Annotated in this window: 20 protein-coding genes and 2 tRNA genes; 17 read left to right on the plus strand and 5 right to left on the minus strand. The window is 70.1% G+C overall.

Features of this window, described 5'->3' with window-relative positions; translation table 11 throughout:
- Positions 1–83: 83 nt before the first annotated feature.
- Positions 84–1,922, minus strand: coding sequence for a phosphoenolpyruvate carboxykinase (GTP) (locus tag AHIS1636_RS15145; protein ID WP_264796673.1), 1,839 nt, complete (start codon positions 1,920–1,922; stop codon positions 84–86).
- Between the two features lie 318 nt (positions 1,923–2,240).
- On the opposite strand from AHIS1636_RS15145, the gene AHIS1636_RS15150 reads away from it, so the two are divergent.
- Positions 2,241–2,317, plus strand: a tRNA-Arg gene (locus AHIS1636_RS15150).
- A 140-nt stretch (positions 2,318–2,457) separates the two neighbouring features.
- Here the strand turns inward: AHIS1636_RS15150 and AHIS1636_RS15155 are convergent.
- Positions 2,458–2,979 (minus strand): SixA phosphatase family protein, encoded by a 522-nt coding sequence (locus AHIS1636_RS15155; protein WP_264796674.1) that lies wholly within the window; start codon positions 2,977–2,979, stop codon positions 2,458–2,460.
- Positions 2,980–3,052: 73 nt separating this feature from the next.
- Between AHIS1636_RS15155 and AHIS1636_RS15160 the strand changes: the two genes are divergently transcribed.
- The gene (locus AHIS1636_RS15160) at positions 3,053–4,510 is read left to right on the plus strand and encodes a dihydrolipoyl dehydrogenase family protein (RefSeq protein WP_264796675.1); all 1,458 of its coding nucleotides are present in this window, start codon (positions 3,053–3,055) and stop codon (positions 4,508–4,510) included.
- Between the two features lie 94 nt (positions 4,511–4,604).
- Here AHIS1636_RS15160 and AHIS1636_RS15165 read toward each other — a convergent pair whose 3' ends face one another.
- Positions 4,605–5,459, minus strand: coding sequence for a winged helix-turn-helix domain-containing protein (locus AHIS1636_RS15165; protein WP_264796676.1), 855 nt, complete (start codon positions 5,457–5,459; stop codon positions 4,605–4,607).
- 513 nt (positions 5,460–5,972) lie between these two features.
- Positions 5,973–6,608, minus strand: coding sequence for a uracil phosphoribosyltransferase (gene upp / locus AHIS1636_RS15170; protein WP_264796677.1), 636 nt, complete (start codon positions 6,606–6,608; stop codon positions 5,973–5,975).
- A 134-nt stretch (positions 6,609–6,742) separates the two neighbouring features.
- Here upp and tadA point away from each other — a divergent pair, with 134 nt between their 5' ends.
- The 13 genes from tadA (at position 6,743) to AHIS1636_RS15235 (ending at position 21,429) form a co-directional block, all read left to right on the plus strand.
- Positions 6,743–7,219, plus strand: coding sequence for a tRNA adenosine(34) deaminase TadA (tadA, locus tag AHIS1636_RS15175; RefSeq protein WP_264796678.1), 477 nt, complete (start codon positions 6,743–6,745; stop codon positions 7,217–7,219).
- A 55-nt stretch (positions 7,220–7,274) separates the two neighbouring features.
- Positions 7,275–7,364 (plus strand) — tRNA-Ser (locus tag AHIS1636_RS15180).
- Positions 7,365–7,439: 75 nt separating this feature from the next.
- Positions 7,440–7,568, plus strand: coding sequence for a hypothetical protein (locus AHIS1636_RS15185; protein ID WP_264796679.1), 129 nt, complete (start codon positions 7,440–7,442; stop codon positions 7,566–7,568).
- A gap of 35 nt (positions 7,569–7,603) precedes the next feature.
- Positions 7,604–8,446 (plus strand): thioesterase family protein, encoded by an 843-nt coding sequence (locus AHIS1636_RS15190; protein ID WP_264796680.1) that lies wholly within the window; start codon positions 7,604–7,606, stop codon positions 8,444–8,446.
- A 155-nt stretch (positions 8,447–8,601) separates the two neighbouring features.
- On the plus strand, positions 8,602–9,966 hold the full coding sequence (locus tag AHIS1636_RS15195) for a flotillin family protein (RefSeq protein WP_264796681.1): 1,365 nt from the start codon (positions 8,602–8,604) through the stop codon (positions 9,964–9,966).
- Between the two features lie 38 nt (positions 9,967–10,004).
- Positions 10,005–10,472, plus strand: coding sequence for a 23S rRNA (pseudouridine(1915)-N(3))-methyltransferase RlmH (locus AHIS1636_RS15200; RefSeq protein ID WP_264796682.1), 468 nt, complete (start codon positions 10,005–10,007; stop codon positions 10,470–10,472).
- An 83-nt stretch (positions 10,473–10,555) separates the two neighbouring features.
- On the plus strand, positions 10,556–11,143 hold the full coding sequence (locus AHIS1636_RS15205; protein WP_264796683.1) for a hypothetical protein: 588 nt from the start codon (positions 10,556–10,558) through the stop codon (positions 11,141–11,143).
- Positions 11,144–11,246: 103 nt separating this feature from the next.
- The gene (locus tag AHIS1636_RS15210) at positions 11,247–11,987 is read left to right on the plus strand and encodes a YcnI family copper-binding membrane protein (RefSeq protein ID WP_264796684.1); all 741 of its coding nucleotides are present in this window, start codon (positions 11,247–11,249) and stop codon (positions 11,985–11,987) included.
- 69 nt (positions 11,988–12,056) lie between these two features.
- Entirely contained in the window at positions 12,057–12,722 is a 666-nt protein-coding gene (locus tag AHIS1636_RS15215; protein ID WP_264796685.1) for a DUF4232 domain-containing protein, read from the plus strand.
- A gap of 88 nt (positions 12,723–12,810) precedes the next feature.
- On the plus strand, positions 12,811–17,682 hold the full coding sequence (locus AHIS1636_RS15220; RefSeq protein ID WP_264796686.1) for an Lhr family helicase: 4,872 nt from the start codon (positions 12,811–12,813) through the stop codon (positions 17,680–17,682).
- Entirely contained in the window at positions 17,675–18,481 is an 807-nt protein-coding gene (locus AHIS1636_RS15225; protein ID WP_264796687.1) for an Fpg/Nei family DNA glycosylase, read from the plus strand. The genes AHIS1636_RS15220 and AHIS1636_RS15225 overlap by 8 nt, the downstream gene beginning before the upstream one ends.
- Positions 18,482–18,509: 28 nt before the next feature.
- The gene (locus tag AHIS1636_RS15230) at positions 18,510–20,462 is read left to right on the plus strand and encodes a DUF6541 family protein (protein WP_264796688.1); all 1,953 of its coding nucleotides are present in this window, start codon (positions 18,510–18,512) and stop codon (positions 20,460–20,462) included.
- Positions 20,463–20,496: 34 nt separating this feature from the next.
- The gene (locus AHIS1636_RS15235; protein ID WP_264796733.1) at positions 20,497–21,429 is read left to right on the plus strand and encodes an RluA family pseudouridine synthase; all 933 of its coding nucleotides are present in this window, start codon (positions 20,497–20,499) and stop codon (positions 21,427–21,429) included.
- 158 nt (positions 21,430–21,587) lie between these two features.
- Here AHIS1636_RS15235 and AHIS1636_RS15240 read toward each other — a convergent pair whose 3' ends face one another.
- Entirely contained in the window at positions 21,588–22,106 is a 519-nt protein-coding gene (locus AHIS1636_RS15240) for an O-acetyl-ADP-ribose deacetylase (protein ID WP_264796690.1), read from the minus strand.
- A 46-nt stretch (positions 22,107–22,152) separates the two neighbouring features.
- Here AHIS1636_RS15240 and AHIS1636_RS15245 point away from each other — a divergent pair, with 46 nt between their 5' ends.
- Positions 22,153–22,857, plus strand: a complete 705-nt coding sequence (locus AHIS1636_RS15245; protein ID WP_264796691.1) for a DedA family protein — start codon at positions 22,153–22,155, stop codon at positions 22,855–22,857.
- 11 nt (positions 22,858–22,868) lie between these two features.
- A complete protein-coding gene (locus tag AHIS1636_RS15250) occupies positions 22,869–23,741 on the plus strand; it encodes a TspO-related membrane protein (RefSeq protein WP_264796692.1) in 873 nt (290 codons plus the stop codon).
- Positions 23,742–23,748: the final 7 nt, after the last annotated feature.

Consider the following 23,748-nt stretch of genomic DNA (forward strand, 5'->3'; position numbering starts at 1 on the left):
CGGGGGTCCCCTCCTTGTCTTTGGCGGCGAGGCGTGTCCAGGCAGCCATGCCTAGTCGGCCTCGGCCGCCGTCACCGGACGGATCAGGCGAAGCGCTCCTTCAGTTCGTCCAGCTGCGAGGCCAGTTCGGCCGGCAGGGAGTCGCCGAAGCGGGCGAACCATTCCTCGATGCCCTTGACCTCTTCGTGCCACTCCTTCGGATCCACCTTCACGGCTTCCTCGACGTCGGCCGGAGTCATGTCCAGGCCGGTCAGGTCCAGCGAATCGGGGGTCGGGATGTAGCCGATCGGGGTCTCGACGGCGTCCGCCTTGCCTTCAATGCGCTCGATGGCCCACTTCAGCACGCGCGAGTTGTCACCGAAGCCCGGCCAGGCAAAGCCGCCGTCGGCCGTGCGGCGGAACCAGTTGACCAGGAAGATCTTCGGCAGGTGCGCCGCGTCGCTCTTGCCCGAGACGGTGATCCAGTGCTTGAGGTAGTCGCCCGCGTCGTAGCCGATGAAGGGCAGCATCGCCATCGGGTCGCGGCGGACCACGCCGACGGCGCCGGCGGCGGCGGCGGTCGTCTCCGAGGACAGCGTGGCGCCCATGAAGATGCCGTGCGCCCAGTCGTGCGCCTCGGTGACCAGCGGAACGGTCGTCTTGCGGCGGCCGCCGAACAGGATCGCGTCGATCTTGACGCCCTCCGGGTCGTGGTAGTCGTCGGCCAGCATGTCGATCTGTTCGATCGGCGTGCAGAACCGGGAGTTCGGGTGCGCGGCCGGACGGCCGGATTCCGGAGTCCAGTCGTTGCCCTGCCAGTCGGTCAGGTGTGCCGGGGTCTCCTCGGTCATGCCCTCCCACCAGACGCCGCCGTCGTCGGTCAGCGCAACGTTGGTGAAGATGGAGTTGCCCTTGGCAATGGCCCGCATGGCGTTCGGGTTGGTGCTCCAGCCGGTTCCGGGAGCAACGCCGAACAGCCCGGCCTCCGGGTTCACGCCGCGCAGCTCACCGTCCTTGCCGAAACGCATCCAGTTAATGTCGTCGCCCAGGGTCTCGGCCTTCCAGCCGTCGATGGTGGGGTCGAGCAGGGCCAGGTTCGTCTTGCCGCAGGCGGAAGGGAAGGCGGCAGCGATGTGGTAGCTCTTGTTCTCCGGGCTGGTCAGCTTGAGGATCAGCATGTGCTCGGCCAGCCAGCCCTCGTCGCGCGCCATCACGGAGGCGATGCGCAGCGAGTAGCACTTCTTGCCCAGCAGCGCGTTGCCACCGTAGCCGGAGCCGTAGGACCAGATGGACCGCTCCTCCGGGAAGTGCACAATCCACTTCTCCTCATTGCAGGGCCACGGAACATCCTGCTCGCCCGGCTCCAGCGGGGCGCCGACGGAATGCAGGGCCGGAACAAAGAACGCGTCCGTCTCTTCCATCTTCCGCAGCACGTCCGTGCCGATGCGGGCCATGATGCGCATGGACGCGACAACATAGGCGCTGTCGGTGATCTCCACGCCGAACTTGGGATCCTCGGCATCCAGGTGGCCCATCACGAACGGAATCACGTACATCGTGCGTCCGCGCATGCTGCCCTTGAAGCGCTCCGTCAGGATGCCCTTCATTTCGGCAGGATCCATCCAGTTGTTGGTGAATCCGGCATCGCGCTCGTTCTCCGAGCAGATGAACGTGCGCTCCTCGACCCGGGCCACGTCCTTCGGATCCGAAGAGCCGGCGAAGGAGTTGGGGAAGAGCTCGGGGTTCAGTCGCTTCAGCGTGCCGGCCTCGACAAGTTCGTCGGTGAGCCTGGTGTTCTCGGCTTCGGAACCGTCCACCCAGTAGACGGAGTCGGGCTGCGTCAGCTCGGAAACTTCGGCAACCCAGGCCAGAAGCTTGGCGTGTGTAGTTGGTGCGTTCTCGAGCGATTCGTCAAGAAGCGGCTGACGCGCGGTAATGCCCATGACTCTTCCCTTCCATCGGGCCAGTGGTGTTTATTGATGTTAGGGGGCGCGATGTTGGGCGGAATTGTTGTTGTCCGTCACATTCCGCCCTTCATTTTGCTTCGCCCCCGAGATTCCGCGGATTTACTGGTCTTCAGCGTACAGGTTATGTGATTAAGGTCATATAGACCGGTCTAGTTCATATTGAGCCGCCGAGACCATAGAAGGGTCAAAAGTCCCGGAATTACGCGGCTGGACGAGGGCGGCGCAGATCACACCGCCGCCGATTTGGTGACTGGGAGGTAAACAGGCTAGAGTTATATCCGGCCGCGAGGCCAAGCGCCCATAGCTCAGCTGGATAGAGCGTCTGTCTACGGAACAGAAGGCCGGGGGTTCGAATCCCTCTGGGCGCACCAACAAGAAGGACCCGGCTTCGGCCGGGTCCTTCTGCTTTTCCTGGCCTTCGGTTTTCCGGCCCGGAAACCAGGCAGTTCATCAGACGGCGTCCGGCTGCCGGATCTTCGGTCCCGCCGCCGGCGCTGGGCGCCCGTGCGGCTCAGCGCTTCACGATAAAGGCCGTGACCTTCGCATCCCGGCCATCCAGTTCCGCCCAGCTCTTCCTGTGCTCCAGGACCGTCAGACCCGAAGTCGGATAGTGCGAGGCCATGTTCATCACGGCTTCCTCGTCCGATTCCACCGAGGCCAGCCGCATCGCCAGGTCCTGCACCGCCGGCATATGGCTAATGACGAGCAGGCTGGTGATCGTGTCCGGCAACTGGTTGATCTCGCTGAGCACCTGCGTGGCCGTCGCGTCGTAGAGGGCGTCGGAGAGCATCGGCGTCGGGGCTTTGTCGCCGAGCTCGCTGCAGACCCACGTGCAGGTCTGGCGGGTCCGCAGCGCCGAGGAGCACAGGATGAAGTCCGGTACATGGTGGTGCCTGGCCATCCACCGCCCCACCATCGGCGCCTCGTTATGGCCGCGCTGGGCCAGCGGCCGTTCGTGGTCCTCCACGCCGAGCGGCCATGCCGACTTGGCATGGCGCATGATCATCAGTTTCCGCGGATGGTGGGCGCTCATGCCCGCCAGTCTATTCCGCCCCGCCTCCCGGCAGGGCCTTGTGCCGCCCTCCCCCACCTGCGAGGCTCGGTCCATGACCAACCAGACACTGGCCGCGGACGTCGTGGTGGTCGGCGGCGGCGCCGTCGGCGAGAATCTCGCGGGACGCACCGCGGCGGCCGGCCTGAAGACCATCCTGGTAGAAAAGGACCTGGTCGGCGGGGAGTGCTCCTACTGGGCCTGCATGCCCTCCAAGGCCCTGCTGCGCCCTGGAACCGCCCTGGCGGCCGCCCGGCGGGTCGATGGGGCCAGGCAGGCCGCCACCGGCGTGCTGGACCGCGAGGCCGTGCTGGCACGCCGGACCGCCTTCACCTCCGACTGGAAGGACACGTCCCAAGTCGAATGGGTCCGCGGCGCCGGCATCGAACTCCTGCGCGGGACGGCGCGCCTGGCTGGCAGGAAGCAAGTCGAGGTGGCCACGGACGAAGGCGCCATTGCGATCGAGGCGCGCCACGCCGTCGTTCTGGCCACTGGCTCGGCCCCCTCGGTGCCTCCGGTACGGGGACTCGACGGGGTGCCGTTCTGGGGAACCCGGGAGGCTACCGCCGCCCGGGAAGTGCCGCGGAGCCTGCTGGTGCTTGGCGGCGGCGTCTCCGGCGTCGAGCTCGCGCAGGCCTTCGCGCGGCTCGGTTCCACCGTCACGCTCGTCGCACGGCGCGGCCTGCTGTCCGCCTACCCGAAGCCGGCGCAGCGGCTGGTCGAGGCGGGCCTCCGGGCAGATGGCGTGGACGTGCGCCTGCACACCGCGACGGAATCGGTGGCGCGGGAGGGAGACGGCGTCCGGGCGCAGTTCACGGCCGCCAACGACGGCGGTACGGGAGCCAGCGCGGTTAGCCCGGTCAGCGCGGAGCGGCTGCTGGTCGCCACCGGGCGGCGGCCGTCCCTGGCCGCCCTGGGCCTGGAACAGGTGGGCCTGGTGCCCGAGGAGCTGAGGACGGATGCCACCGGGCTCGTCGCCGGCTGTCCCGGGCAGTGGCTGTACGCGGTCGGCGACGCCGCGGGCAAGGTGCTGCTGACCCACCAGGGTAAGTACGAGGCCAGGGCCGCCGGGGACGCGATCGCGGCGCGGGCCACCGGGAGCCTGGCCGCCGGCGGGGAACCGGAGCCGTGGAGCAAGTACACGGCGACGGCGGACGAGCGGGCCGTCCCGTCGGTCGTGTTCACGGATCCCGAGGTGGCGATGGTCGGGCTGACGCTCGAAAAGGCCCGGGAGCGCGGCCTGGACGCCTCGGCCACCGAACTGCCGATCGCCGTCGCCGGCTCCGCGCTGCACGCGGACGGCTACGACGGCTGGGCGCAGCTGGTCGTGGACGAAGACCGCAAGGTGCTGCTCGGCGCCACGTTTGCCGGCCCGGACGTATCCGAGCTCCTGCATGCGGCCACCATTGCCGTCGTCGGGGAGGTGCCGCTGGAGCGGCTCTGGCATGCCGTGCCCGCTTACCCGACGATCAGCGAAGTATGGCTCCGGCTGCTGGAGGAGTACGGCCTTTAAGCGGACGCGCCCGCAGCACCGGCCCAGGCGGCCGGCTGTTGGAGCCGGTACCTGAAAGGGTGCTGCGGGCGGGTCCGGAAGGTTCGGGACGGACCTAGATGGAGTACTCGGGGGCTGCCCAGACGACAACCTCGGGGTGCTCATAGAAACGGTAGCCCTGGCCGCGAACGGTCCGCACCGTGTTAGCCAGGCGCCCCAGCTTGGACCGGAGGCGCCGGATGTGCACGTCGATGGTCCGTTCGTTCGGGACTTCCTCGGCGTTCTTCCACAGGCCGGAGAGCAGCTCATCGCGGCCGACGGTCCGGGAGGCGTTCTCGACCAGGTAGTTCAGCAGTTCGAATTCCTTGAACGTGAGGTTCAGGGACTCTCCGTCGAGGTGGACTTCGCGGCGGGACAGGTCGATCAGCACGCCGCTGGGACGGGCCGACTGCTGGGCGGGCTGCGGGGCTCGCTGCGTCTCGGTCCGGGGCCGGCGGCCGGCCGTCGGGTCGCCGAGGGCCTGGCGGACGACGTCGATATTCTCGCCGGGCGCATCCGCCGGCGCGATGGCGACGGCGGCGTGGCTCTGCGCTCCGGGCACCAGGCTCTGGACATAGGAGCGGATCTGCGACGCGAGCTTGGTCAGCGAGGTTCCGGCCGCTGCCGCGGCGGACTCGTCAAGGCCCACATACAGGACGAATCCGCGGGCAACCGTGTCCGCGGATACCGCCTGCGGGCCCGGGATGCCGTTGGGCGTCACGACCGGAGTCGGCGCGGTGGTGGGTGCGGCGCTGTCGCCGTCGTACTGTCCGGGAACAGAGCGCAGCACGCGGTACTGCTGCTGTCCGGGATGCCCGGCGGGTGGCTGGCCGCCGTAGGGCTGCCGGGCTACACCCTGGCGCTGCGCCGCGGCGGCGCGATTCTGGGCATTGCGTACGGAGATGTGGACGTATCCGGATGAAACTGACATGTTCCCTAAAACCTTTGTGTGAATGGCCGTCATCGCGGCGCGAATGCATGGTGTGCCCCGCACGGGATGCTCTGTGCCCGCCATTGGGACGCTGGATTTTTTTGCCTGATTGATCTCGAAGGGGTGGTGAGGTCAGGCCTGCATTCGACAACAGCGCATGGTCCAGCCGGTATGGGGACCGGGATGGATTGCTGCCTGCGCAGGTGCGGCTGGAATGTTGTTCACGTCTCTGAGTTTCGCCGTAATATTCCGTACGTGCAAGTAACAATAGGGCGTTTGTCTCATTATGCGGACAGTTCAGCGCATAACGTGCCGCAAGTCACAATCAGCAAGCTGAATAAATATTGGTCATTTTCGAATGAATCGCCCAGTCGCCGGTGAATAACTATGCATTGCTGCTGCGATAGCCGCTTCTTTGAACGATCACAAGTCGCCTTACCATGCAATCAGTTCAATATGTGGACGCTCCGCGTCTGGCGGGCGTTTCCGCCGGTGCGGCGCTTCGGGCGGACCCTACCCGGCGACGCCGTAGAGCCGGTCGCCGGCATCCCCGAGACCCGGCACGATGTAGGCCTTCTCATCGAGCTTTTCGTCGATGGACGCCACCACGATGGTCACGTTCGTTCCGGCGAGCTCTTCCTCCAGCACCTTCAAACCCTCGGGGGCGGCCAGCAGGCAGATACAGGTCACGTCCGCGGCGCCGCGCCGGAAGAGGAACTTCACGGCCTCGCGCAGGGTGCCGCCGGTGGCAAGCATCGGATCCAGCACGAAGACCTGCCGGCCCGTGAGGTCGGCGGGCAGCCGCTCGGCGTAGGTGATGGCCTCGAGGGTTTCCTCGTTGCGGGCCATGCCCAGGAAGCCGACTTCGGCGGTGGGGACCAGCTTGGTCATGCCCTCGAGCATGCCCAGGCCGGCGCGGAGGATCGGCACGACCAGCGGGGTCGGCTTGGTGAAGGCCGTGCCCACGGTGCGGGTCACCGGCGTTTCGATTTCCACCGGCTCGGTGCGCACATCCCGGGTCGCCTCATAGGCCAGCAACGTGACGAGCTCTTCGGTCAGCTGGCGGAAGACCGGCGACGGGGTGGTCTTGTCGCGGAGCACCGTGAGTTTATGGGCAACAAGGGGGTGGTCCACTTCGAGAACGCGCATGCCACAAAACTACCGGCGGCCCCTGTCCAGCACAAACATCGCCCTGGGGACGCAGACCTCACCGTTGGGCAACGACCGCTGTTGGAAGGGGGCCGGAAAGGCCGCGTAGGCGATGCTGAGCGAGAATGGAGGCCATGACCGAAGTGGACCGCCGGCACGGCACCTGGATGGAATTGGCCCTGGCCGAGGCCCGCGCGGCGCTGGACACGGCAGACGTGCCGATCGGCGCCGTCGTTCTTGGCCCGGACGGTGCGGTGATCGGCACCGGGCGCAACGAGCGCGAGGCGCGCCACGACCCCACGGCCCACGCCGAGGTGGTCGCCATCCGGGAGGCCGCCGGGGTGCTGGGTTCGTGGCGGCTCGACGGCTGCACCCTCGTGGTCACGCTGGAGCCGTGCGCGATGTGCGCCGGTGCTACCGTCCTGGCACGGATCCCCACGGTGGTCTTCGGCGCGTGGGACCCCAAGGCCGGGGCCGCGGGGAGCGTATTCGACATCCTGCGCGAACGTCGGCTCAACCACTGGGTGGAGGTCTACCCCGGGGTGCGCGAAGACGAGTGCGGGGACGTCCTGCGCCGCTTCTTCGAGGCCCAGCGCGGCCAGTACAGCTAGCCGATAAGGACGTTTTGGGCCAACGGGCCATCACCCGGTAAAGTGGGTCTGCGTTGGTGACGTGTCCGAGCGGCCGAAGGTGCAACACTCGAAATGTTGTTTGGTGTAACAGCCAACGTGGGTTCAAATCCCACCGTCACCGCCAGCTAAAGCAGCAGCCCCGTCCCGGTTATCCGCGGCGGGGCTGCTGCTTTGTCCAGCGGCCTTTAGGCTGGGCTGCGTGGGTACAGGACTGCCGGGCCGGGTGGACGACGCCGTCGCATCGCTGGCGCCCGGCTATTTCGCGCTCGTCATGGGCAGCGGCATCGTTTCCATCGCGCTCCCGATCCGCGGCGGCCGCCACCCTTGAGCCGGCGCTGCCCCGTCCATCGCTACAGTGGGAGGATGGCCGACTCGATCATGACCTCCGCCACCGAGCACATTGGCGCGCAGAGCGAACCTGTCCCGGATTCCTACTACATCCGGCTGGACGCCACCCGCTTCCACTCCACGATGCATTCGCAGGGCGCCTGGAACGACCACGAACAGCACATGGCGCCGGCCTCCGGCCTGCTGATCCACGCCGTGCAGCGGAACCATCCGCGTCCTGAAATGGCGCTGAGCCAGGTGACCTTCGAGATCCTGGGCATCATTCCGGGCGGCGAAGTCGAGATCACCACCGAAGTGGTCCGTCCGGGCCGGACCATCGAACTGATCGAGGCCACGATGAGCGGCAATGGGCGCCCGGCCATCCGGGCCTTTGTCTGGCGGCTGCTGACCGGGGACACCGTGGAGGTCGCAGGCGGCGACGGCGGCGCCTTGCCTCCGCCGCAGGAGTGCCCGCCCGCCGCGGTCCGCTCCGTCTGGGACGGCGGGTTCATCCATTCGACCGAGTTCCGCAGCGTCGCGGACCGCGGTCCCGGGAACGCGGCGGTCTGGGTCCGCGGCCCGTATGCCCTGGTCGACGGCGAGGATTCCGATCCCGTGGCGCGGTTCCTGGCGTTCGTGGACACCGCCAACGGCATCGCCGTGCGCCAGGATCCCCGGGAGTACATGTTCCCCAACCTCGACCTGACCGTCCATCTCTTCCGCCAGCCCGCGGGCGGCTGGACGGGGCTGGACACGCGGGTGCATTTCGGGCCGGACGGGGTGGGGCTGACGGCCTCCGACCTCTTCGACGAACAGGGCCTGGTGGGACGCGCCGCGCAAATCCTCACGGTCCGGAAGTTCCCCTCGCCCGAAGGCTAGGAGACAGTAGGCGGGCAGCCCTTTCCACAGCCGGAATCACGGGACGGTAACGCCAATCCGCCGGCGGCTAGGATCGGAAGCGGGGGTACCGGCGTGATGCGAATCCGCGGCGGTCACCGCATCGTCCGTCCAGTCTCAAGGAAAGTCGCATCGCCATGGAACTTGGCTATTTGGCCGCAATTGTCGTCATTGTCCTCGTCGTCCTGGTGGGCATCATGCGTGCCTACCGCGTCGCCGGCCCGTCCGAAGCACTCATCATCACCGGCCGCGGCGGGCAGGAGGACCAGAAGGTCGTCTCCGGCGGCCGCGTCATCGTCTATCCGTTCGTGCAGCGCGCCTACAGCATGTCGCTGGCCTCCCGGCAGATCCGGGTGGACATCGAAGGCATTTCCAAGAACGGCATCCAGCTGCAGCTCACCGGCGTTGCCCAGGTCAAGGTCGGCGGAGACGACATCTCCATCCGGCGGGCCGCCCAGCGCTTCCTCAACCAGCAGGACCAGATCGACCACTACACCCAGGAAATCCTCGCCGGCTCGCTGCGCGCCGTCGTCGGCACCCTCACCGTGGAACAGATCATCCAGGACCGCGCCTCCTTTGCCGCCTCCGTCTCGGAGGAGGCGGAACATTCGATGAACAACCAGGGACTGGTCATCGACACTTTTCAGATCTCTTCGGTCGACGACCAGGGCGACTACATCACCAACATGGGCCGCCCGCAGGCCGCCGAAGTCGCCAAGCTGGCCGCCATCGCCGAGGCCCAGGCGACGCGTGAAGCCGCCGAGGCCCAGGCACTGGCGGACGAGAAGGTCGCGGTGGCCCAGCAGACGCTGGCGCTGAAGCAGGCCGAGATCAAGGAAGAGACGGACGCCCGCCTGGCCAGCGCCAACGCCGCCGGGCCGCTGGCCGAAGCCGCCCAGCAGCAGCGCATCCTCGAGCAGGAAGAGCTGGTCGCCGTCCGGCAGGCCGAGCTGAAGGCCAAGCAGCTGGACACCGAGGTCCGCCGTCCGGCCGACGCCGAGCGTTACCGCCAGGTCCAGATTGCCGAAGCCGCGAAGGCCGCAGCGTTCCTGGCCGCCGAGGCCGAGCTGGCGCGCCGCCGGGCGGACGCGCAGGCGGTCGAGCTCGAAGGCGCCGCGCAGGCCGCGGCCGTCCGCGCCCAGGGCGAGGCCGAGGCATCCGCCACCCTGGCGAAGGCCGAGGCCTACAAGCAGTTCAACGATGCGGCCGTACTCGACCGGATGCTGGCCACGCTGCCGGAGGTCGCCCGCGAGCTCGCGGCTCCGTACGGCCAGATCAAGGACCTGACGGTCATCTCGAACGATGGGGCGGGCAAGCTCAGCCAGAGCGTGACCACCAACCTCGCCGAGACGCTCTCCATGCTCAAGTCGCTGACCGGCGTCGACCTGGCCGACCTCGCGCGGAACGTCGCCTCGGAGCACAAGGATGGCAGCCGGAGCGCCGCGTCCGAGAACCTCATCGAAGCTTCGGCCCTTTCCGCGAACGGGGAAACGCACCGCTGACCGGCGGACCGGGTCCGGCGTGCTGGGACAATGGGTCCATGTCCCTGCGCATCCTGACCATTGGCCGCAAGCATGAGAGCTGGGTGGCCGAAGGTATCGACCGCTACGAGAAACGGCTGAAGAAGCCCTTCGATGTCACGTGGCTGCCGATCCCCCACTCCGCCCGCGAGAATGACGCGGCGCGGAAGGAAGAGTCCGCCCAGCTCCTGGCCAAGCTCTCCGGCAAGAACGCCGGCGACTTTGTCATCCTCCTGGACGAGCGCGGCAGGAACATCGATTCCCCCGCGCTCGCCCGGACGCTCCAGGCCCCGCTGGACAGTGCGCGCAACGTCACCCTGATCATCGGCGGGGCCTACGGCGTGGACGAGACCATCCACCGCCGCGCGGATTTCGTCTGGTCCCTCTCCAAGCTTGTCTTTCCGCACCAGCTGGTGCGGCTGATCCTCATCGAACAGCTGTACCGGGCTCAGGAAATTGCAAGCGGCCGTCCTTACCATCACGAATAGCCTCGGTTTCCGCGACGGCGGATTCCCCGCGGGATACAGCTAGACTTTTACGCGATGTAGAAATTGGCGCAGAGGAGGCGGCCATGAACGGCAAGGCACCGCTGCGCCTGCTGCGTGCCGGCGGATTCAGCACCGCAGCCTTCTGCCTCTCTGCCGCCGCGCACGTGGCCGGCGGAGGCACCCTGCCGGCAGCCGCCGTCGTCGTTGCCCTCGGCGCGCTGACCCTGCTGCCGGTCATGGTGCTGGCCGGGCGGAAACTCGGCCCCACGACCACGGCCGGCGTCCTCGGTGCCAGCCAGCTGCTCCTGCACCGCGCCTTTACCGTCCTGAGTACGACGTCGACCTGCACCGAGGCGGGCGGGCACAGCCACGCGGGGGCGGGGTCGCTCGATTGCGTCGCCGCGGCCTCGCATGCGGCGGCCGACCACGGTGCCGGCATGCTCGCCGCCCACGTGCTCGCCACGGCGTTTATCGGGCTGCTGCTGGCCCGAGGCGAAGAGGCGCTCTGGGCGCTCGCCGCCTGGCTGCGCCCCTTGGTCCGGCTGCCCTCCCTTGTTGCGCGGCCTGTGCCCGGCCGGCCGAGCCCGGCCGCGACGCCGCGGCTGCTGCGCACGCTGTGCCAGCTCGAGCTCCGTCCGCTGCGCGGGCCGCCCGTCCCGTCCTTTCAGTAAGCATTACCGCCCGTTCGGGCACCATCACCTGCGCCGCTTTGGCGCACCCTGCGCCGCTTCGGCCCGCCCCGGGCTGCCTCGGCGCACCCTGAAAGGACTTGCCATGAAAACCACCCGCTTCGCTATCCGTACCTCCCTCGCCGCTGCCGCCACGATCGGCCTGGCCGGCCTCGGCGCAGGCGCAGCCTCCGCCCACGTCCACGTCAATCCGGACAGCACCGCCGCGGGATCCAGCTCCGTGCTCGGCTTCGACTTCGCCCACGGCTGCGAGGGGTCCCCCACCACCAAGATCGCCATCACCCTGCCGGACCAGTTGGATGACGCAACACCGACCGCCCACCCCGGCTGGAGCGTGGAGAAGGTAACCGAGAAGCTGGACGCACCCAAGAAGGTCGAGGGCGGCGCCTCCATCACCGAACGCGTCAGCCAGATTGTGTATACGGCCAAGGAGCCGCTTGCGGACGGCGTGCGGGACGTGCTCTCGCTGAAGGTCCAGCTGCCCGAGGCGGAGGGCGAGACGCTGGTCTTCCCCGTGCTGCAGACCTGCGAAAAGGGCTCCACCGACTGGGCCCAGGTGGCCGAAGAGGGACAGGACGGCCACGACCTCGAATCCCCGGCGCCGACCCTGACCGTCACCGCCGCGCAGCCCGAAGAACACGGCCACGCCGCGGCGGAGCCCGCCGCCCAGGAAGGCGTTGGTACCGGCACCGAGGCGGCAGCGTCCACCAGCCCGGCGGGCGGCGGCGGCGCCGGCGCCGCGGGCTGGGTCGGGCTCGGCGCCGGCCTGCTGGGACTTGCCGCCGGCGGCACAGCGCTGGCACGGACCCGCGGGCTGAAGAAATAATCCTCTCTTTCGGCGCGTCCCGGGTCCGCGTCCGTTGACTCGGGCCCGGGGCGCGGTAAGGGTGGAGGCATGGTGAAACGAGTTATTGCGCAGGCGTCAGCCGCGGTATCGGTAGTCGGTCTGGCCCTGCTGCTCGGCGGCTGCGGCCAGCCTCAGGAAACCCCGGCCGAGACCGCGCCGGCATCGTCGCCTGCCTCCGCTCCTGCGGGGTCCGCCTCGTCCTCCGCGCCGGCCACAGAATCCGGCCCCGGCACGACTGCCGCCACGCCGGAAACCACCGCGGCTGCTCCGGAGACCACCTCGGCGGCGAAAACCGGCGAGTGCAAGGCCGGCCAGCTGGCGGCGGAAATCCGCACGGAGCCGGGCGGCGGCGCGGCGGGCAGCGTCTACCGAAGCCTCGTCGTCACCAACACCGGCTCGGCCGACTGCACGGTCCGCGGCTATCCCGGCGTTTCCTATGTGGGGGCCGCGGACCAGCAGATCGGCGCACCCGCGGACCGCGATCCGGCGGCCAAGCCGGTGACCGTGCCGCTGGCTCCAGGCGATTCTGCCGTGGCCCAATTGCAGCAGACCAACGCGGACAACTACGGCCCCGAATGCGACCGGACGGATGTCTCGGCGGTGCGCGTCTACCCGCCCAACGACACGGCCTGGCTGGAGGCCGCGCAGCAGACGGTCGGCTGCGCCAATGACGAGATCGTGCTGATGACCGTGGGAACCTTCCAGCCGGCCTGACCCGCCATGGAGCGCGGCCCCGCTTCTCCCGCTGTCGGCGGCCGGGAGAATCCGAATACTGTCGGTCGCCGGGCGTAGGCTGGGCACGATGGGACAGCAGCCAGCCGCCGCAACGGTCCTGGACCGTTTCACGCCGGCCACCCGCGAGTGGTTCGCCGGCGCATTTCGTGCGCCCACGGACGCCCAGGCCGGCGCTTGGCAGGCCGTCTCCGCGGGTTCGCATGCCCTGGTCGTGGCGCCCACCGGCTCGGGAAAGACACTGGCCGCGTTCCTCTGGGCGCTGGACACGTTCATCGCGAAGGCGGAGGTTCCGCCGGAACTGCCGCTGGGGGACCTCAAGCCCGCCCGGAAGAAGCCGTCCCGGAACACCGGGACCCGGGTGCTGTACATCTCGCCGCTGAAAGCCCTCGGCGTGGACGTCGAACGGAACCTGCGTGCCCCGCTCATCGGCATCACGCAAACCGCCAAGCGCCTCGGCCTGCCCGCTCCGGACATCACCGTCGGCGTCCGCTCCGGGGACACGCCGGCCAACGAACGGCGCCGGCTGCTGACCCATCCGCCCGACATCCTGATTACGACGCCGGAATCCCTGTTCCTGATGCTGACCTCCAAGGCACGGGAGACTTTGGCCGCGGTGGACACCATCATCATCGACGAGGTCCACGCCGTCGCCGGCACCAAGCGCGGCGCCCACCTCGCGGTGTCCCTCGAGCGGCTGGACGCAATGCTGCCCGCCCGCGCGCAGCGGATCGGGCTGTCCGCCACCGTCGAACCCCTGGACACCGTCGCCCGGTTCCTCGGCGGCAGCGCACCGGTGGAAATTGTCGCGCCTCCGGCTAACAAGTCCTGGGACCTGACCGTCACCGTTCCGGTCGAGGACATGACGGCCCTGGCCGCACCGACCCAGGAAGAGCTCGGGCCGGGCGCCCAGCCGGCGTCGATCTGGCCGCACGTCGAAGAGAAGATCGTGGACCTGATCGCCGCCAACCGGTCGACGATTGTCTTCGCCAACTCCCGCCGGCTGGCCGAGCGGCTCACGGCACGGTTCAACGAAATCTGGGCCGAGCGGCTGGCTCCCTCCGTCTGGGATGAGCCGGCGCCGCCCTCCCCGAACGGGCAGGAGGCCGGGGCCGCCCCGGTCCCTGCCCCGGCCAAGCCGCCGGCGCAGATCATGGCGCAGGCCGGTTCGACGTCAGGCGCCGAGGCGGTGCTGGCGCGGGCGCACCACGGCTCGGTCAGCAAGGACCAGCGCGCCCAGATCGAGGATGACCTGAAGACCGGGCGGCTGCGCTGCGTGGTGGCCACGTCCAGCCTGGAGCTCGGCATCGACATGGGCGCCGTGGACCTGGTGGTGCAGGTGGAGTCCCCGCAGTCGGTGGCCAGCGGCCTCCAGCGCGTGGGCCGCGCGGGGCACCAGGTCGGCGAGACCTCGCAGGGCGTGCTCTTCCCGAAGCACCGCCAGGACTTGGTCAACACCACGGTCACGGTGGAGCGGATGCTCGCGGGCAGGATCGAGCCGCTCTTCATTCCCGCGAACCCGCTGGATATCCTGGCGCAGCAAACCGTGGCCGCCACCGCGCTGGGAAGCATCGACGTGGAGGAATGGTTCGACGTCGTTCGCCGCTCCGCGCCCTTCGCCACCCTGCCGCGCTCCGCCTATGAGGCCACCCTGGACCTGCTCGCCGGCCGCTACCCCAGCGACGAGTTCGCCGAGCTGCGCCCGCGGATCGTCTGGGACCGCGTCGCCGGCACCATCGCCGGCCGTCCGGGGGCGCAGCGGCTGGCCGTGACCTCCGGCGGCACGATCCCGGACCGCGGGCTCTTCGGCGTCTACCTCGTCGGTTCGGAGGACCCGGGGACGGTCGGGACCTCCAAGAGCAGGGGCGGCCGCCGGGTCGGCGAGCTCGACGAAGAGATGGTCTATGAGTCCCGGGTCGGCGACGTCTTCGCGCTCGGCGCCACCAGCTGGAAGATCGAGGACATCACGCACGACCGGGTGCTGGTCTCCCCCGCGTTCGGCCAGCCCGGCAAGCTGCCGTTCTGGAAGGGCGACTCCCTCGGCCGTCCGGTGGAGCTCGGCCGGGCCCTCGGCGCTTTCGTCCGGGAGGTGACCGCCGCGGCGCCGGAAACCGCGCTCGAGCGGCTGCGGGCCAGCGGCCTTGATGACTGGGCCGCGGACAACCTGACCGCCTACCTGGCGGAGCAGCGCCAGGCCACGGACGTCATCCCGAGCGACCGAACGCTGGTGGTGGAGCGCTTCCACGACGAGCTGGGCGACTGGCGGGTGGTGCTGCACAGCCCGTTCGGCCTGCCGGTCCACGCGCCGTGGGCCCTGGCCGTGGGCGCCCGGCTCCACCAGCGCTACGGGATGGACGGCTCCGCCATGGCCGCGGATGACGGGATCGTGCTCCGCGTGCCGATGATGGAGGATGAGCCGCCGGGCGCCGACCTGTTCCTCTTCGACCCGGAGGAGCTGGACGCGATCGTGACGGCCGAGGTCGGCGGCTCGGCGCTGTTCGCCTCGCGCTTCCGCGAATGCGCCGCCCGCGCCCTGCTGCTGCCGCGGCAGAATCCGGCCAAGCGCACCCCGCTGTGGCAGCAGCGCCAGCGGTCGGCCCAGCTGCTGGACGTCGCCCGGAAGTACCCGACCTTCCCAATCGTGCTGGAAACCGTGCGCGAGTGCCTGCAGGATGTCTACGACCTGCCGGCGCTGAAGGACCTGGCCGCGGCAATCGGTCGGCGGGAACTGCGGATCGTGGAGACCGCCACGCCGCAGCCCTCGCCGTTCGCCCGCTCGCTGCTCTACGGCTACGTGGCCTCTTTCCTCTACGAGGGGGATTCGCCGCTGGCCGAGCGCCGCGCCGCCGCGCTCTCCCTGGACCCGACCCTGCTGAACGACCTGCTGGGCCGCGCGGAACTGCGGGAACTGCTGGACGCCGGCATCATCGCCCGGACGGAACGGGAGCTGCAGCGGCTCACGGAGGACCGCAAGGTGCGCGGTGCGGAAGGCATCGCGGACCTCCTGCGGCTGCTGGGACCGCTAACGACGGCGGAGGTCGCCGAGCGCGTCCGGCCTCCGGAGGCTGAGGTGCCGCAAGGCGACGGGCCCGGTGGACCGGAGCTGGAGGGCGCCGGGCCGGGAGACATCGGACCGGAGGGCGCCGCGGCCGGCGCGGCCCATGCCGCCCCTGCCGACGTGGAACCGCTGCTGGCGGAACTCGCGCAGGCCAACCGCGCGCTCAAAGTGGGCATCGCCGGGGTCGAGCGGTGGGCCGCCATCGAGGATGCGGCCCGGCTGCGCGACGCCATCGGCGTCCCGCTGCCCATGGGTGTGCCCCTGGCCTTCATCGAACCGGTCGCGGATCCGCTCGGCGACCTGGTGGGCAGGTACGCGCGCACGCACGGCCCGTTCACCGCGCCGGAATGCGCCGCGCGGCTCGGGCTGGGCGTGGCCGTGGTGGACACCGCGCTGCGCCGGCTCCTCAAGGACGGCCGGGTGGCGGACGGAGAGTTCCGGCCGCCGGACAGCGAGCGCCCGCCGCAGCCGGGCCTGACCGAATGGTGCGACGTGGAAGTGCTGCGCCGGATCCGCCGGCGTTCGCTGGCCGCGCTGCGCCAGGAAGTGGAGCCGGTGGAACCGGCCACCTACGGGCGGTTCCTGCCGGTGTGGCAGAACGTCGGCTCCGGCCTGCGCGGGCTGGACGGAATCGCCACGGTGGTGGACCAGCTCTCCGGGGTGCCGATCCCTGCCTCGGCCTGGGAGCCGCTGGTCCTCGGCTCCCGCGTGGCGAACTACGCGCCGGCGATGCTGGACGAGCTCATGGCCACCGGAGAGGTGCTCTGGTCCGGCGCCGGCTCGCTCCCCGGCAATGACGGCTGGATCAGCCTGCAGCTGGCCGAGAACGCCCCGCTGACGCTGAACCCGCAGCCGGACTTCGAGCCGAGCGTGCTGCAGTACGAGCTGCTGAACGTGCTCTCGGCCCAGGGGCAGTACGGCGGCGGGGCGTTCTTCTTCCGCCAGCTCGCGGACGCCCTCGCCGCGGCCGGCACCCAGGCCCCGGATACCGACGTCGTGACCGCCCTCTGGGAGCTGGTCTGGGCCGGACGGATCACCAATGACACCTTCGCACCGGTGCGGGCGCTGCTCGCCGGCGGGAGCACGGCGCACCGGCAGCGGCCGTCCGCGCCGCGGGCACGCTCCGCCCGGCTGGGACGGATCGGGCGGATGCACGCACTCGGCGGGTCCGGGCCGCGGCCGGGCCAGCCGGGCGGCCAGGCGCCCCGGGGTGCGCCCCCGCTGGCCGGCGGGCGCTGGTCGCTCCTGCCCTCCCCGGAACCGGATACGACGGTCCACGCCCACGCGACCGCCGAGCTCCTGCTGGACCGCTACGGCGTGGTAACCCGCGGGTCGGTAGCCAGCGAGGGGGTCCCGGGCGGCTTCGGGCTGCTGTACAAGGTGCTGGCGAGGCTGGAAGAGACCGGGCGCTGCCGCCGGGGCTACTTCATCGAGCACCTCGGCGCCGCGCAGTTCGCGGTCCCGGCGACGGTGGACCGGCTGCGGTCCTTCAACCGGGACGCGCAGCTGGACGAACAGCCGCGGGCCGCCGTCGCGCTGGCCGCCACGGACCCGGCGAACCCCTACGGTGCCGCGCTGCCCTGGCCGGCGCAGGACGGCGGGCACCGGCCCGGCCGCAAGGCGGGCGCCCTGGTGGTGCTCGTCGACGGCGAACTGGTGCTCTACGTGGAGCGCGGCGGCAAGACGCTGCTGACCTTCACCGAGGATCCGGAGGATCTCTCGCTCTGCGCCGCGGCGCTGGTGGCGGTGATCCGCCGCGGGGCGGCGGACAAGATGGCCGTGGAGAAGGTCAACGGCGTCCCGGTGCTGGACACCGAGGTGGCGCGGGCGTTGACCGGCGCCGGTTTCTACACCACGCCGCGGGGACTGAGGTTCCGTGCCTGAAGGGGACACCGTCTGGCGAACGGCGCGGGTCCTGCACCGTGCACTCGCCGGACAGGAGCTGACGGCGTCGGACTTCCGCGTGCCGCGTTATGCCACGGCGGACCTGGCGGGCAACACGGTGGACGAGGCGGTCTCGCGCGGCAAGCACCTGCTCATCCGCACCAGCGGGCCGGCCGGCGCCCTGAGCATCCACTCGCACCTGAAGATGGAGGGCAGCTGGCGGATCTACGCGCCGGACCAGCGCTGGAACAAGCCGGCCTTCCAGGCACGGATCGTGCTGCGGACGGCGCAGGCCACCGCCGTCGGCTTCCTGCTCGGGATCCTGGACCTGCTGCCCACGGCGGAGGAAGGCAGCGCCGTCGGATATCTGGGCCCGGACCTGCTGGGCCCGGATTGGGACGCTGGGGAGGCGCTCCGCCGGCTGGTGGCCCAGCCGGACCGCGCCGTCGGCCTTGCACTGCTGGACCAGCGGAATCTGGCCGGGATCGGCAATGTCTACCGGGCGGAGCTGTGCTTCCTGGCCCGGGTCCACCCGCTGGCCCCGGTCGGCCGGGTGGAGGAACTGCCCCGGATCGTGCAGCTGGCCAAGACCCTGCTCGAAGCGAACAAGGACCGCAGCCGCCGCAACACCGTCGGGGGGCCGGGCGGACGGAACGCCAGCCCGGTCTGGGTCTACGGGCGGGCCGGAAAACCCTGCCTGCGCTGCGGAACGCCCGTAGTCCACACCTTGCTCGGCGATACCGAGCTCACCGAGCGCGACCTGTACTTCTGTCCGCGCTGCCAGCCCGAGACCATATGATGAGCAGCAGAAACGTACGAGGGGGACAATGACCTGGGTCGAGACCATTCCGGCCTTTGTGGTGGCCGTGGTGCTCATCTTCGGTCCCGGCTTGCTGTGGGGCGCGGTCCTCGGCCTGCGCCGCCTGGCGCTAGTGGCGCTGGCCGGGCCGTTCAGCGTCACCGCGATTGTCATAGCGGCAGAGCTGGGCAATGTGACCGGGCTGCCCTGGTCGTGGCCGCTGGTGCTGGCCGTCACCGTCCTGGGCGCGGCCGCGCTCTGGCTGCTCCGGCGGCTGATGCGGCACCGGCTGCACCACGCCCACGCTGACGCCGCGAGACCGGCTCCGTGGCGGACCGTGCTCCTCACCTGGGCCGTCTCCGCCCTCCCGCTGGCCGGCTACATGCTGTGGATCATCGGGGCCCCTGAGAACATCGCGCAGTCGCACGACAACATCTTCCATCTCAACGCCATCCGCTACATCGCGGACACTGCCAACGCTTCCTCGCTGGAGCTGGGCTACCTGGGCGCCACCGATGCAGGCATCTTCTACCCGGCGGGCTGGCACGACGTCGTCTCGCTCGTCATGATCACCAGCGGTGCGACGATTCCGGTGGCCATCAACGTGACGAACCTGGTCATCATCACCGGCATCTGGAGCACCGGCTGCCTCTTCCTCGTCAGCCGGCTCACCGGCGAGCGCATGATGCCGCTGCTCGTGGCCGCGGTCCTCAGCACCGCCTACAGCAGCTTCCCGTACCTGCTGCTGGAATTCGGCGTCGTGTATCCGTTCATGCTGTCCATCGCGATGCTGCCGGTGGCGCTCGGCCTGGTCATCCAGCTGCTGCGGCTAGGGCAGCCGTCGTCCATCTCGGTGGAGGGCAACCTCGTCCTGCTCGCCGGCCTGCTGCCCGGCCTGGCGCTGGCGCACCCCGCCACCGTCATGGGACTGCTGGCCCTGGCCACGCCCATGGTCATCGCTGCCGCCTACGGCCTCTACCGCCAGGGCAGCCGCCGCCAGAAACGCAACGCCGCGCTCGGTGCCGTCGCGTACCTGGTCGTCGCCGGATTCCTCTGGGGCGTGCTGCGCCCCGCCCGGAGCAGTTCCACCAACTGGGACGACATGGGCAACGCCCTGCGGGCCCTCTACGAAGTCGTGTTCCATGCTCCGCTCGACCACCCGATGGGCATCCTGGTGACCGCGCTGACCATCGTCGGCGCCGCCGTCGTCCTCAATGTCCGCAGGCACCGCTGGACCATCGGCGTCTACCTGGTGGCGGCGGTGCTCTTCGTGGTGGGGAACTGGAAGGAAGCGCCGGAGTTCCGCTGGCTGGTCTCCGGCATCTGGTACAACGACTTCTTCCGTATCAGCGCCATGCTGCCGGTGGCCGGAATCCTCATCGCCGCCCTCGGCGGCGTCGCCCTGGCCGGGACGGCCAGGTCCTTCTTCCGCGCCTGGCTCGCACGCCGCGACAAAAAGCAGCCCCCGTGGCTCCGGCCGGTGGCCGCGGCGGCCCTCACCGTCGTCGCGCTGGCGGCCGCCCCGCTCTTCGCCGCCCAGCGCAGCATCCAGGACGCGGAGTTCAAGTACCGCTTCACCGACAACTCGTACCTGCTGACCACGGACGAACTCGCCCTGGTCAAGCGCATCCCCGAACATGTTCCGCCGGGTGCCGTGATCGCGGGCAACCCGATGACCGGCGCGTCCCTCTCGTACTCCTACACGGACCGTCCCGCCCTGGTGCCCTCCGGCCAGAGCTCCCCCACCCCGGAAGGCCAGCTCATCATGGGCCGGCTCGACGAGATGACCAGGGATCCGGCAGTCTGCAAGGCCGTCCGCGACCAGGGCGTCCGGTACGTCCTGGACTTCGGCAACAGCTCCGTGCACCCGGGCGAGACCTCCGTCGCCGCCGGGCTGCAGGACCTCACCGAAGCCAACGGTTTCAAGCTCGTCGATTCCCAGGGCCGGGCCGCCCTGTACCAGGTGGTCGGCTGCGGCTGAAGCGCACGGGCCGAGCCGGTACCCTTGATGGGTGATGGAATCCCCGCTTCCCGTGCGCGATGGCGTCAATGCCACCCGCCTGCGCCTGCCCGCAGCGGGTCCGTGGGAGACGGCGCTGGACTACATGCTGCACCGCTGGGGCCACGTCGACCCGGACGGGATCCGGGACCGCTTCGACCGCGGCGAGATCGTCGGCGAAGGCGGTGTCCGGCTCGACCGCAGCACGCCGCTCGAAGCCCATACCTTCATCTGGTACTACCGCACCCTGCCGGCCGAGGAGCGCCTGCCGGTGGAGCTGGACATTCTGCACCAGGACGAGAACATCCTGGTCGTGGACAAGCCGCACTTCCTGCCCACCACCCCGGGCGGCACCTACATCCAGGAGTCGGCTCTCGTCCGGCTCCGCCGCCAGCTCGACCTGCCGGACCTGATTCCCATGCACCGGCTGGACCGGCTGACCGCCGGGGTGCTGCTGTTCTCCACCAATCCGGCCACGCGCGGCAAGTACCAGGTACTGTTCGAGAAGCGCCGGGTTTCCAAGGAATACGAGGCGATCGCCCCCGTCTCCGGGGAGCTGGAGTTCCCGCGGATCGTCCGGAACCGCATGGTGAAGTCGCGGACCTACCTGCTCGCCGAGGTCGTCGACGGCGAACCGAACGCCGAAACGCGCCTGGAACTTGCCGCCGAGCGCCAGGGGCTGGGCCGCTACCGGCTGCTGCCGCACACGGGCAAGACGCACCAGCTCCGCGTCCACATGGCCTCGCTGGGCATCGGCATCCTGCATGACCCGTTCTACCCGGTGCTGCTCGACAAGGCGCCGGACGACTTCGCCCGCCCGCTGCAGCTGCTGGCCCGCGGCATCGAATTCACGGACCCGCTCACCGGCCGCGAAACCGGTTTCCGCAGCCGGCTCGAACTCTCCGAGTGGACCCGGGCCGCAGCGCCTGAGCCTGCCCTGGCAGGCTGACCTTCCGGGGAACTAACGACGGCGGCGCCCGGGTTTGGGTGCCCGAGATGCCGTCCGGGTTTGGGTGCCCGAGATGCCGTCCGGGTTTGGGTGCCCGGGATGCCGTCCGCCCCGCGATAGCGCAGGTCACTCCACAAGCACCCGGGTGCACCCGTGGCCTAAGTGGCGAGCTCGGCGTGCACCGAGCGGAATACCTCGGCCAGCCCGGCCGAAAACAGCACGAACTCCACGACCTGCACGCCGCCGTCGTACGCCAAAACCTCCGTCAGCCCGACCCGCGCCACGGTGTCCGGCTGCCAGCCGTAGATGCCGGCGCTGATGGCCGGGAACGCGATGGAGAGCGCGCCGATCCGGTCCGCGACCTCAAGGCTGCCGCGGAAGCAGGAGGCGAGCAGCGCCGGGTCGGTCTCGCCGGCATGCCGGTTGGGCCCCACGGTGTGGATGACCCAGCGGGCCGGCAGGTTGAACGCGTCCGTGTGCACCGCGCCGCCCGTGGGCAGGCCCTGCGGATACGGGCCGCTCCGCAGTTCGCGGCAGGCTGCGAGCAGTTCGGGCCCGGCAGCGCGGTGGATGGCGCCGTCCACTCCCCCGCCGCCGAGCAGCGACGAGTTGGCTGCGTTGACGATAGCGTCCACGCGCCGCCGGGTGATGTCGTCTTCGAGGATCCGGATCTCCACGCTCCCCAGTCTGTCACCGCGCCGGGCCGCGGGGTAGATTGTTGGGGTGGAGATCCCCGAGGGGCCGTGGCAATGGCTCTACTACCCGATGACCTTGGTGCTGGTCATCGCGGACGCGCCCGTGCCGGCGTCGCCCTCGGAAGTCCTGGTGATCGGCGGCGGCACGCTGCTGGCCCACGGCGAGCTCCTCTTGCCGCTGGTGGTGCTGACCGCCTTCGCGGGCAGCTTCGGCGGCGACGCGCTCCTGTTCCTGCTGTTCCGGGGCGGCCTCAATTCCTGGCTCAACCGCTGGCGCTGGGGCCGGCTGGTTGACCGCGGCGTGACCGCCGCCCTGCAGAAGGCCGGCGAGTCCTCCACCTATGCCGCCATCGTCGCGGCCCGCTTCATTCCCGGAGGCCGGACCGCGTCGGTCGCGGCCGCGGGGCTGGCCGACGTGCCGCTGAAGCCGTTCCTGGTTTCCTCGGCATTCGGCTCGGCCATCTGGGCTGCCTGGATGACCGGGCTGGGGCTCGCGAGCGGGCTTGCCACCGACCTGCCGCTGTGGGCCAATGTTGCGCTGGGGACGCTGGTCGGCATACTGGTGGGCATGGTCCTCGCCGCCGTCATCCGCCTGCGCCGCCGGCCCGCTGTCCTCCGGGCGGTGCCGGCCGAAGCTCCCGTCAGCGCGGCCACCGTCCTTTCCTCCGCCGCCGAGACCGTCCCTTCCTCCGCCCCAGCCATCGTCCCTTCCTCCGCCGTCGAGCCGCGGTAGCCGCTTCCACCGTGTTCCTCCGCGCCCTTGACTCCGTGACGCCGTACTTCCAGCGGGCCCGCGGCGTCCTGGCTACGGACGATACCCGCCGGGCGGCGGTGACGCTGGGCCTGGTGCTCTGCCTGCTGGCCGGCGCCCGCGGTGCGGGGCTGCTCGGCGGAAGCCCGGTCGCGGAGGCCGCCGAGGGAGCCTACGCGGCTGGTTCCACCCTGCTGGCGCCGTCGAGCCAGGCCTTCCTGATCTGGCCCCTGATCTACCTGGGCCTGCTGGCCTTCACCGCGTTCCAGTGGCTGCCGGGCCAGCGGATCAGCCCGTGGCAGCGCGCGGTCGGCTGGTATGCGGCCGCCGCGATGCTGCTCCATGCCGCTTGGGTGGCCGCCGCGGCGGCAGGCCTGGTCGGCCTGAGCCTGCTCATCATGCTTGCCCTGGCCGCCGCGCTGGCCGGTGGCATCTCGGCCCTGAGCCGCCTGCCCGCGGCGTCGCGGGCAGAGGCGGTCTTCATGGATGTACCCCTGGGAATCTACCTCGGCTGGATCCTGCTCGCCGCCGGCGCCAACGCGGCGAGCTGGCTGGCGGCGCTTGGCGGCGACCTGTTCGGTTGGGGTCCGCACGTCTGGGGCGTCCTCGCGACGGGTCTGGTCGCCTTCGCCGGCGCCGTGGCGGCGATGACCGGCCGCGGCCGGATGTCGGTAGCGGCGGCACTGTGCTGGGGCCTGTTCTGGCTTGCGCTCGCACGCGTGACGGGCGAGCCGGCCTCGGTTCCCGTGGCCGTCACCGCCGGATTCGGCTTCCTGTTCGTCCTGGTCTGCGGTGGATCGCGCACGTTCCAGGTCGCGCATGAGGAACGCCGCGCCTTCCGGCAGGGCTACCTGCCCGGGGCCTGATCCCCCT

It is taken from the genome of Arthrobacter mangrovi, assembly GCF_026011795.1.
GTDB lineage: Bacteria > Actinomycetota > Actinomycetes > Actinomycetales > Micrococcaceae > Crystallibacter > Crystallibacter mangrovi.

Excerpts from the sequence above, each read along its gene's own strand:
- AHIS1636_RS15145 (WP_264796673.1), bottom strand. The coding sequence starts at position 1,922 with ATGGGCATTACCGCGCGTCAGCCGCTTCTTGACGAATCGCTCGAGAAC.
- AHIS1636_RS15155 (WP_264796674.1), bottom strand. The coding sequence starts at position 2,979 with ATGAGCGCCCACCATCCGCGGAAACTGATGATCATGCGCCATGCCAAG.
- AHIS1636_RS15160 (WP_264796675.1), top strand. The coding sequence starts at position 3,053 with ATGACCAACCAGACACTGGCCGCGGACGTCGTGGTGGTCGGCGGCGGC.
- AHIS1636_RS15165 (WP_264796676.1), bottom strand. The coding sequence starts at position 5,459 with ATGTCAGTTTCATCCGGATACGTCCACATCTCCGTACGCAATGCCCAG.
- upp (WP_264796677.1), bottom strand. The coding sequence starts at position 6,608 with ATGCGCGTTCTCGAAGTGGACCACCCCCTTGTTGCCCATAAACTCACG.
- tadA (WP_264796678.1), top strand. The coding sequence starts at position 6,743 with ATGACCGAAGTGGACCGCCGGCACGGCACCTGGATGGAATTGGCCCTG.
- AHIS1636_RS15190 (WP_264796680.1), top strand. The coding sequence starts at position 7,604 with ATGGCCGACTCGATCATGACCTCCGCCACCGAGCACATTGGCGCGCAG.
- AHIS1636_RS15195 (WP_264796681.1), top strand. The coding sequence starts at position 8,602 with ATGGAACTTGGCTATTTGGCCGCAATTGTCGTCATTGTCCTCGTCGTC.
- AHIS1636_RS15200 (WP_264796682.1), top strand. The coding sequence starts at position 10,005 with ATGTCCCTGCGCATCCTGACCATTGGCCGCAAGCATGAGAGCTGGGTG.
- AHIS1636_RS15205 (WP_264796683.1), top strand. The coding sequence starts at position 10,556 with ATGAACGGCAAGGCACCGCTGCGCCTGCTGCGTGCCGGCGGATTCAGC.
- AHIS1636_RS15210 (WP_264796684.1), top strand. The coding sequence starts at position 11,247 with ATGAAAACCACCCGCTTCGCTATCCGTACCTCCCTCGCCGCTGCCGCC.
- AHIS1636_RS15215 (WP_264796685.1), top strand. The coding sequence starts at position 12,057 with ATGGTGAAACGAGTTATTGCGCAGGCGTCAGCCGCGGTATCGGTAGTC.
- AHIS1636_RS15220 (WP_264796686.1), top strand. The coding sequence starts at position 12,811 with ATGGGACAGCAGCCAGCCGCCGCAACGGTCCTGGACCGTTTCACGCCG.
- AHIS1636_RS15230 (WP_264796688.1), top strand. The coding sequence starts at position 18,510 with ATGACCTGGGTCGAGACCATTCCGGCCTTTGTGGTGGCCGTGGTGCTC.
- AHIS1636_RS15235 (WP_264796733.1), top strand. The coding sequence starts at position 20,497 with ATGGAATCCCCGCTTCCCGTGCGCGATGGCGTCAATGCCACCCGCCTG.